The sequence below is a fragment of the Silvanigrella sp. genome (genome assembly GCF_044369315.1).
Classification (GTDB): domain Bacteria; phylum Bdellovibrionota_B; class Oligoflexia; order Silvanigrellales; family Silvanigrellaceae; genus Silvanigrella.
Genome location: NZ_JBIPMD010000139.1, coordinates 1 through 8,519, shown reverse-complemented (window position 1 = coordinate 8,519; position 8,519 = coordinate 1). Strand labels below are relative to the sequence as shown.

General features: G+C 30.9%; 7 protein-coding genes. 3 read left to right on the top strand and 4 right to left on the bottom strand.

What is annotated here, in order from left to right:
• Positions 1-150 precede the first annotated feature (150 nt).
• The gene (locus ACIQ56_RS11260) at positions 151-729 is read left to right on the top strand and encodes a hypothetical protein (RefSeq protein ID WP_397601157.1); all 579 of its coding nucleotides are present in this window, start codon (positions 151-153) and stop codon (positions 727-729) included.
• Between the two features lie 27 nt (positions 730-756).
• Here ACIQ56_RS11260 and ACIQ56_RS11255 read toward each other — a convergent pair whose 3' ends face one another.
• The 3 genes from ACIQ56_RS11255 to ACIQ56_RS11245 all read right to left on the bottom strand — a co-directional run bounded on the left by ACIQ56_RS11255 (position 757) and on the right by ACIQ56_RS11245 (position 5,330).
• Positions 757-2,958, bottom strand: coding sequence for a glutamine synthetase III (locus tag ACIQ56_RS11255; RefSeq protein ID WP_397601156.1), 2,202 nt, complete (start codon positions 2,956-2,958; stop codon positions 757-759).
• A gap of 171 nt (positions 2,959-3,129) precedes the next feature.
• The gene (locus ACIQ56_RS11250; RefSeq protein ID WP_397601155.1) at positions 3,130-3,906 is read right to left on the bottom strand and encodes an RDD family protein; all 777 of its coding nucleotides are present in this window, start codon (positions 3,904-3,906) and stop codon (positions 3,130-3,132) included.
• A complete protein-coding gene (locus ACIQ56_RS11245) occupies positions 3,903-5,330 on the bottom strand; it encodes a bifunctional oligoribonuclease/PAP phosphatase NrnA (protein WP_397601154.1) in 1,428 nt (475 codons plus the stop codon). The genes ACIQ56_RS11250 and ACIQ56_RS11245 overlap by 4 nt, the downstream gene beginning before the upstream one ends.
• A 215-nt stretch (positions 5,331-5,545) precedes the next feature.
• Between ACIQ56_RS11245 and ACIQ56_RS11240 the strand changes: the two genes are divergently transcribed.
• Positions 5,546-6,337, top strand: a complete 792-nt coding sequence (locus ACIQ56_RS11240; RefSeq protein WP_397601153.1) for an S-adenosylmethionine decarboxylase — start codon at positions 5,546-5,548, stop codon at positions 6,335-6,337.
• Positions 6,338-6,578: 241 nt separating this feature from the next.
• A complete protein-coding gene (rarD, locus tag ACIQ56_RS11235) occupies positions 6,579-7,502 on the top strand; it encodes an EamA family transporter RarD (RefSeq protein ID WP_397601152.1) in 924 nt (307 codons plus the stop codon).
• On the opposite strand, the gene ACIQ56_RS11230 is transcribed toward rarD, so the two are convergent.
• Positions 7,499-8,302: a GNAT family N-acetyltransferase gene (locus ACIQ56_RS11230; protein WP_397601151.1), complete on the bottom strand. Its 804-nt coding sequence runs from the start codon at positions 8,300-8,302 to the stop codon at positions 7,499-7,501. The two genes, rarD and ACIQ56_RS11230, sit on opposite strands and share 4 nt — an antisense overlap.
• Between the last annotated feature and the right edge of the window lie 217 nt (positions 8,303-8,519).

The following is an 8,519-nucleotide window of genomic DNA, read 5'->3' as shown; positions in this document are numbered from 1 at the left end:
AGTCCGTTCAACAAAGGGCTTGCTTGTCCATGTTTTCGGAAGATTTTCTGCATGCCTTTTTAAGTACATATTCTTTTTCTAAAAACACATTCTCAACTCTTAACTGGCATATTTAATTTTCAAAAATCACTAACCGTATTTTTATCTTCATTGGATGAATTTGAAAAATTAAATATTCAAATTATAGATCAATTAATTTTAGGATGTACCAATTATTTAAACCAATCTCCCAAAAAATATGGTCAAACAGGATTAAAAAGGAGTACAGATTTTAAAAATGAATTAGAAAAACTTAAAAACAGCAATAAGCTTCTATTTAATACTAAATTAACAGAACTTGTATATAAACTTTTTACCAATAATCAAATTGGATTAAAAAAATACTCCGATTTTTTAGGGTTTGGTGGAACAATCAGAACTGAAGAAACAAGCTTATTTACATTCTGTGCGAATTCATTAATAAATATGAATAGTTTTCAAAATATTATTTTAGAAAAATCATCTCCATTAAATAATTCTGCCCTTATTTCTGCTTTATTAAACAGTCCATTAAACAAAAGTAAAATTACCGAATGTTGTCTCAAAAGATTTTATTTAAAATCACTTGAATTAGATATATTACCAAATAAAAATATTTCAAAAACTCAATCTATAATATTATTAAAAAGCTTTCAAGGATTAAAACCTGAAAAAAAATTCTTTCAAAAGTTAAATTGTTTTTCAGGTTAGTTTTTTAAAATTAAAAAAATGAAATAATTACTCAATTCCAAAAATCATATCGGAATACTTTGGATATGGCCACAAATCATTTGGTACAAATGCTTCTACCGTATCTACTGCAACACGAAGATCTTCTAGTTTTAACATTAATACTTCAGAAATAATTTTACTTGTTTTTTCTAAATGATGATGATCAAGTGCATCGCCAGATGTGATTTTTTCAACTTGAATTTTAAGAGCTTCAAGAGTGCTCCAAACATGACTGATATCATCTCCAAAACGCTCTGCCATTTTTTTAGCTGGAGATGAACAACTGACTTCAGAAGAAAGTTTTGCATTTTTCATTAATTTTGAGTGAAATTCAATACAGACAGGTAAAACTAAAGTTTGTGCCATTTCAATAGCACAATTTACTTCAATAAGACATTGTTTAATGTAGCGCTCTTGTTGAATTGCAAGTCTACTCAATATATCTTCTGTATTAAATACTCCCGCATTTTTTAAAAATTTTGTTTTTTCTTTATCCGCTAATACCATAAGGGCATCTGGAGTTTTTGAAAAATTAGATAGACCCCTTTGAGCAGCTTCATCACGCCATTCTTGGGAATATCCATTCCCTTCAAAACGGATTTTTTTAGTTTGAATAATAACTTCGCGAAGAATGAGCAATAAATCGTTATCTGAAACAACTCCATTTACAGCTTTTTCTTCTAATTTTTTATTTATTTTTGTTAATCCATCATGAACAGCAGCATTTAAAATAGCGGTTGGGTAATTTATAGGAGCACTTGATCCAACAGCTCTAAATTCAAACTTATTACCCGTAAATGCAAAAGGAGAAGTTCTATTGCGGTCGGTATTATCTTTAGCAACTTCTTGAACATGCGAAACACCAAGATCGATCATAATTTTTTCAGCGTTTACTTTATCAACAGATCCGGATTCAATTGCATTTAAAATTTTATCAAGCGTGTTACCTAAAAAAGCGGAGATGATCGCAGGAGGCGCTTCATTTGCACCAAGTCTGTGATCATTTCCTGCAGAAGCAATAGAAGCTCTTAAAACGTCTGCATTATCATAAATTCCTTGTAAAATTCCGCATAAAAAAGTTAAAAAGACTAAATTTTCGTGCGGAGTAGCTCCTGGATCCAATAAATTTCTTCCTAAAGAATCACTCATGGACCAGTTTACGTGTTTTCCACTTCCGTTTACGCCGGCAAAAGGTTTTTCGTGTAATAAAGCAACAAAACCATTTTTTAAGGCAACACTTTTTATACATTTTAATGCGAGTTGATTATGATCGGCAGCAATATTTGAGCCTTCATAAATAGGCGCAATTTCAAACTGACCAGGCGCGACTTCATTGTGTCTAGTTTTAACAGGGACGCCTAATTTATATAATTCAACTTCTAATTCATTAAAAAAGGATTGAACACGACTTGGAATATGACCAAAATAATGATCTTCAAGCTCTTGCCCTTTAGAAGGTTTACGACCAAAAACAGTGCGTCCTGATAAATGTAAATCAAGGCGTTTCATAGCATGTTTTTTATCAATAATAAAAAATTCTTGCTCAGGGCCTACCGATGTTGTTACGTGTGTTACTTTTTTTTCACCAATTAAATTTAGAGTTTTTGTTGCTTCAACAGATAGAGACCCATTAGAACGTAACAAAGGTGTTTTAAAGTCAAGAGCTTCGCCGTGGTAGCTTATAAAAACAGAAGGAATATATAAAGTTTTTCCATTTTCTGTTTCCATAATAAACATAGGGCTTGAGGGATCCCAACCCGTATAACCTCTTGCCTCAAATGTGGATCGGATACCACCTGAAGGAAAACTAGATGCATCGGGCTCACTTTGAAGAAGTTCAGGTCCTGTAAATCTTTCTATTGGATTTCCTTGTTTATCAAACCATAAAAAAGCGTCATGTTTTTCAGCTGTTGCTCCTGTTTGTGGCTGAAACCAATGGCAATAATGAGTTGCTCCTTTTTCCATAGCCCACTCTCTTGCTGCCGAAGCGACTCTTTCTGCCAATGAAGCATCAATTTTTCCGCCATATTTCATTACTTTGGTCATTGTTTCAAGATCTTGGGCGGATAATCTTTTTACCATGGCACGAAGATCAAAAACATGAGAGGCAAAATAATCTGCAATTCGAGATTGTTTACCGTCTGCATTTTGAGGACGAAAAACTTTACGAATAGACAGAGCAGAATAAAAAGATGAGATATCAGACATGTCGCTTAACTCCATATGTAATTTGAAAATCAATAAAAGCGAACATAATAAGAATTTCCTATTATATTTTCTTTGAGCCTCTAAATAACTGTATTTTCAAAATTAAAAAACGATAAATAACATTCGGTCGTATACCATTATCATGAAATATTTAAACTCAAAAGTGATTATTTATTTTTTTGAGGAGTAGCGCATCCAGAAAAAGATAGGGACACGAGATGGGGAAATGACAACAAATATAAAGGATAGAATTCCGCCTAATAACAAAGACTCCGATAAAGCAGCACATACTTTTGTCTTTTCAGAAACTTTTAAACCTTTGTTTTTATTATTTTGAATCGCAATTCCAAATATCCAACGCCCTAAAGTAGAGCCTTCAAAGCCTAAAATGGTATATTGAAAAAGAAAAACAAGAAAAGCCATTAAAAACCAAACTTGCAAAGAAAATAAAAATGTATGAAAAACACTTACATCCAAAGTAACATAATTTAAATATTTTTGGACTGTTGGCGAAACCACAAATATCCCTTTTGGAACAAATACGTAGTTAATACATAATGAAATAATTAAAAAACAAAAACCTAATATGGCATCGATCGTCCAAGCTAAAAATGCAAAAAAAGGATTTACATAATATTCTGATTTAAATTTCTGATTATCTAAAAATTTATTTTGAAGCTCATCATTTTTATCTGTTTTATTTTTATTATCTGATTTTGGAATTGCTATAGATGCATTATCTTCTAAAGAAGGAATTATTTTTGAAGAAGTTTTCTCAATAATAGAAGACTCCAGTTTTATAGCGGCATCTGTATTTATATCTAATTCTATTTTTTTTAATTTTCCAAGTCTTTTTTGTATTTCTTCTCCATAAAAACCAAAGCCAACATGTAAAGGTTTTATATCTTCATCTTGTTTAGATAAATAATTTGCTAAAAAGAAACTCATGTAGCTTCCTCGAGAAAAAGTTTAAGAACAGTAGAACGAATATTTTCTTCACTAATACTTCCAAATTTATCTTTCCAACCAACAATGGGAAAGATTGCTTTTGCCATCGTTCTATGACCACCACCACTACCGATTCCATTTAAAATTCGTCTCACAACATCACCAGCATTTTTTACATATCCAACATTTCTAACGCTCATCACAATATTATTTTCAAAAATACCGACACAAACAACCCATTCAATGTTTTCAAATTGAAGCATAAAATCGGCAACTTGAGGAATGAGATCTTCACGCTCAACATTACCTATAAAACTTACTAAAATTTTATCTTGAAAGGCCATATTTAATAATGCATTTGCTAAAACAGGAGCAAATCTCATAGGAAGCTCAGGTTTTTCCATACGCCTTAATAAATTATAATTTATATCAGGATATAAAGAAACAAATGCATACAAATCGGCATCAATTACTTCTCTATTTAAATGCAAAGTATCTGCTTTAATTCCATACAATAATGCTGTTGCAAGGCGTTGCCCAATGTTAACCGCTGCTGCTCTTAAATATTCAGTCAAAATAGTAGAGGTTGCTCCATATTTTGAACGAACATCACAATAAGGAATATGAGAATAATTTGCCACCATGGGATGATGATCTATAATGACGTCGACTCTTGGTAAAGGAACAGTAAAATGGGCAGGCTGGGTATCTAGGAGTGCTACTTTATCATAATTTATAAGATCTTCTGGCTTTATAGTAATAACTTCAAGGTCAAGTAGTTGCATCATAGCGATATTTTCAGGTCTTGTTACTTTACCGAAGCTACAAATTGGGGTGGATACTTTGTTACGACCTAATAAACATCTTAGTGCGAGAGCAGAAGCTAATCCATCAGGATCGGGATCGGGTTGCAGTAGAAGGGCTATTTTATCACCTTCCATTAGAATATCTCGTATTTCTTTTACTCGATGAGTACTTTCTATATGCCTTAATTCTGCGCTAATGGGTCTACTTAAAAGCTCCGTCCAAGAAAGCACTAATTCTCGATCATTATCGACAAGCTTTCGAGGTACTTCCTCAGGATGTCCAATTTGAAATGATAAAATTCGAGACTCTGGTAATTCTTCTAATAATATTTCTCTAACATTAGAATACTTGTCATTATCCTTTAATGATAAAACGACACATATAGGATCGTATTCTTTCCATTGAGAAAAAAAGGCAGGTTTTGTAATATCCCCTTTTACGAGAATATCATCAACTTTATCAGAATCTTCACAGGCCTCTATCAGAGAGGTTTGTAATTGATTTTGTTTATTTGGAAGCCAAACCTTAATATCCATATTTTTTTGAATATGCACTAAAGTTGAGGCAAGTTCGGGATCATCACAAATAACCAAAAATAGTCCGCGCTTGGAATCCATCTGATACACCTTACATATTGATTTTATTGAACTTATAAAACCAAAAAACTTGAAAAATATCCTTGCAAGACTGTCTATGCTACAATATTTTACCCAATCAGTTCGGTAGAGGAAAATTACTGTTGCATTTTCCACTCTACACTATATTGCATTATATCTGTAAGATCAGATAATTTGCTTAAGTAACAATAAGCAGAACTCATTGAGGACATAAGATGACAGAAATACTCGGCTTTAACAACCTTACTAAAGCTTTAAGCTTTAATCTCTATGACTTTGCAGTCGCTCTTAATGATGAGGAAAGAGCTTCCTATATTCGTTATATTGACGAAAAATATTCTGCAAGACAGATCGAGTCTCAACTCATTCGCATTGCTGAAATCATAGATGCCGAAGTATTGAACGTAAGTTCAAAAGATTTCGATCCTTATGGAGCAAGTGTGGTTCTTTTGATGAGTGATCTTAAAGGAGATCAGGCTACAAAAGAAGCAAACATGCAATCGTCATCTTCAAAGTCCTCTAACCTCATGGCACAATCTACAGTTTCTATACATTTAGACAAGAGCCATATCTGCGCCCATACTTACCCAGATAGCCTCGATCCTTCAGGGATATGCAGTTTTAGAGTAGACATTGACATAGCCACTTGTGGAAGCATTTCTCCCCTTTATGCGCTAGATTTTATGTTTAAGGCATTTGAAACAGATGTTGTGTGTGTAGATTATGTTGTCCGTGGATTTGCACGTAACAAACGTAACGAAAAAATATTTATGGATCATGACATGTCTAGTATTACGAAATATGTTTCACCGCTTATTTTACGTGACTATGATACAATTGATATGAACTCACCAGAGCATCATACCTATCAAACCATGTTTTGTCGTCGTGAGCTCGATGAAAGCAGTTACTTTAGAAATCCACGTACCGTTCCACCAGAATTAGCTACGGAAAAAATGATTCTTATTCGAAAAGAAATGGAATCTATTGCAAAAATAAAGAAATAAATATTTATTTTTTTATTTTTATTTTTATTTTAAGACCTTATTTTTATGAATAGGGTCTTTTTTTATGTATAATTTTAAAATCGAAAATTTAATGCATTTTTTTATATTTTTAAGTTTTTATTTTTAAATTCAAAATTGATTTCCTAAAAAAGTTCGTACATGATAATAATTCATTTCATTTTAAAAATTGAATGAAATACAATTTATATCCTTTAAAATAAGTTATCCAAGGAAAAAAAGCATGAAAGATAAACTTAAATCAAGTACTTATGGAATTATCTTTATTATCATTGCTTTTTTAAGTTGGGGGTTAACGCCCATTTATTTTAAAGCTTTACAAACCGTAAACCCATTAGAAATTTTAGCGCATCGTATTCTATGGTCCATTTTTTTTCTCATGACAATTGTTGCTTATAAGAAACAAATATACAAATTGATTGAAGTTTTTTACTCGCCTAAAAAAATTGCTACTTTAATTTGCACATCTATTTTAATTTCTGCAAATTGGCTAACCTGTATTTGGGCAATCTTAAATAACCACCTTATGGAATCCAGTTTTGGTTACTTTATTTCCCCAATTTTTAATATTATGCTTGGCTTAATATTTTTAAAAGAAAAATTAAATAACATACAAAAGATATCATTATATATTACAATAATAGCAATCATTATTCAATTTACTGAAATCAGTTTTATTGGATTTACCCCTTTTATTCCTATTCTTTTAGCTGGTACATTTGGATTTTATGCTTTGTTACGTAAGCAAGTCCAAATTGACTCCATACATGGCCTTACCATAGAAACTTTAATACTTGCACCAATAGCCTTGCTATATATTTTCTATTTAAAAATGAATGCCGAATTGACTTTTTTAACGAATATAAATTTAAGTATTTTATTATGTTTTGCTGGAGTTATCACTTCTATTCCTCTTTTATTATATGTTTCAGGAGCAAAATTATTGCCACTGACCAAGGTCGGTTTTTTCCAATACATCAGCCCTACACTTCAACTCTTAATTGCTGTTTTTATTTTTAAAGAAAATATCAATAACATTAAAATATTAAGTTTTTCATTGGTCTGGATTGCTTTGCTTTTTTATGTTATGAATAGTGTTTGGATTATGAATAAAAATAGAAGAACAATTCAAAATAAAGTTTCTTAAAATCCTGAACCTTCATATTCAAAACAAATGTATTTACAATCCTCATGAAAACCAATCTTTTTATAAAAATCGACAAGTTTATTTTCATTTGTTTTTTCTGAATATGAAGTAGTTAAAAATAATTTTTTCGCTCCGTTCATTTTAGCATATTCTAAAAGAGATAAAAATAAGTTTAAAGCATAACCTTTTCTTCTGAAACTAGGATGAGTGAAAACATCAAATAAACCACAATTTTCATTATGAAAATACAGCGAAGCGATAGAAATTGGTTTATCATGAATACTTAAATAAAAATATCGATAAGGATTATCTTTTGAAAAACCAAGTTCTTTTGATATTTTTTTAAAATACCCTCTTGCACATGGCTCATATTCATCAACTACATTTAAAAATTCTTCTAATTCGTTATCCGATCTAATTTCAGTAACTTTATGACTTTGAATGGATAATTTATTTAGATCAAAATTATTTAGATCATAACTCATTCCTATTTTATTATTTTTTTTACTAAATGAAAGTTTATTTAATATTTCATTTAAAAAATTTGGGAAATCATCTGAATAAAACCAGAGTGAAAAAGGTTTTGGAGAAAAATATTCAATTGTTTTTTTCATCGAATTCTCAAAGTAAATTGGATTCAGCTTATTTACCCAACAAATATTAAACATAGGACTATGATATGGGGTTTTGGTTAAAATAAGATCGTCAAATTCATAATAATTATCGTTATTCAGTTTTTTAGGTATAAAAAAAAACTTATTTAGTAAAATTTCGTCAAAATTTCCATTCTGATAAATCATATTTTCTCCCAGGATAAATGAATCCGAACATTAAATAATTTTTTCTCCTTTTTCAATACAACTTATTGATTTAAAATAAAATAGCCTTAAAATAACCGTCAGTAGAATTTAATTAAAGGATTATTTATGGTGCGCCAAGATAAGTGCGTAAGAACCAGTGAGTGCGAATCTCACCCACGTAAAGATTAGCCATCAGCGTGGAAGTAAGCAGTGCGAT

What these genes read in the sequence shown, in the direction of transcription:
- ACIQ56_RS11250 (WP_397601155.1), bottom strand. Translation starts at nt 3,906, where the DNA reads ATGAGTTTCTTTTTAGCAAATTATTTATCTAAACAAGATGAAGATATA.
- rarD (WP_397601152.1), top strand. Translation starts at nt 6,579, where the DNA reads ATGAAAGATAAACTTAAATCAAGTACTTATGGAATTATCTTTATTATC.
- ACIQ56_RS11255 (WP_397601156.1), bottom strand. Translation starts at nt 2,958, where the DNA reads ATGTCTGATATCTCATCTTTTTATTCTGCTCTGTCTATTCGTAAAGTT.
- ACIQ56_RS11240 (WP_397601153.1), top strand. Translation starts at nt 5,546, where the DNA reads ATGACAGAAATACTCGGCTTTAACAACCTTACTAAAGCTTTAAGCTTT.
- ACIQ56_RS11230 (WP_397601151.1), bottom strand. Translation starts at nt 8,302, where the DNA reads ATGATTTATCAGAATGGAAATTTTGACGAAATTTTACTAAATAAGTTT.
- ACIQ56_RS11245 (WP_397601154.1), bottom strand. Translation starts at nt 5,330, where the DNA reads ATGGATTCCAAGCGCGGACTATTTTTGGTTATTTGTGATGATCCCGAA.